This is a genomic window from Clostridium celatum DSM 1785, assembly GCF_000320405.1.
GTDB lineage: Bacteria > Bacillota > Clostridia > Clostridiales > Clostridiaceae > Clostridium > Clostridium celatum.
Genome location: NZ_KB291696.1, coordinates 1 through 989 on the forward strand (window position 1 = coordinate 1; position 989 = coordinate 989).

Consider the following 989-nt stretch of genomic DNA (forward strand, 5'->3'; position numbering starts at 1 on the left):
GATTCAAATGTACAAGCTAAAGCTATTGTAGAAGGTATGACTATTGAGCAAAAAATAGGTCAAATGTTAATGCCTGACTTTAGACAATGGAAAATGAATGGAGAAGATGCAGTTTCTGATTTTACTACAATGAATGAAGAAGTTGCACAAATTATAGATGATTTCGATTTAGGTGGAGTAATTTTATTTGCTCAAAATGTTAAAACTACTGAACAAACTGCACAATTAACTCACGATTTACAACAAGTTATTGCTAATGATGAATCTAATGATTTACCATTACTAATAACAATTGACCAAGAAGGTGGTATTGTTACTAGACTTGGAACTGGTACAAGCTTACCTGGAAATATGGCACTAGGAGCAACAAAAAATGAATTAAGTTCTTATAGAGCTGGTTCTGTAATAGGAAAAGAGTTAAATTCATTAGGTATTAATGTTAACTTTGCTCCATCTGTAGATGTTAATAACAATCCAGCAAACCCAGTTATAGGTTTAAGATCATTTTCAAGTAATCCTGAATTAGTTGGTAAACTTGGTGTTCAAATGATTAATGGTATTCAAGATCAAGGTGTTTCAGCAGCCGCTAAGCATTTCCCTGGTCATGGTGATACTGCGACTGATTCTCATTATGGACTACCTTTAGTTGATAAAAGTTATGAAGAAATTAAAGAAGTTGAATTAAAACCTTTCCAAGATGCAATAGATAATGGTGTTGATATGATAATGACTGCTCATATTCAATATCCACAAATTGAAAGTGACACTTATACTTCTAAAAATGATGGACAAGAAATAACTCTTCCAGCAACTTTATCTGATGATATATTAACTGGAGTTTTAAGAGAAGATATGGGCTATGATGGAGTAATCATAACAGATGCTCTTAATATGGATGCAATCTCTAAAAACTTTGGTGAAGTTGAAGCTGTTATTATGACTATTAAAGCTGGTGTTGATATAGCATTAATGCCTACAATATTAAGAAG

Annotated in this window: 1 protein-coding gene; it reads left to right on the plus strand. The window is 32.2% G+C overall.

Translation table 11 applies throughout. The annotated features are described in order from the left end of the window. The coding region (locus tag HMPREF0216_RS13515; RefSeq protein WP_005215319.1) for a glycoside hydrolase family 3 N-terminal domain-containing protein at positions 1-989 on the plus strand (989 nt) is incomplete at both ends.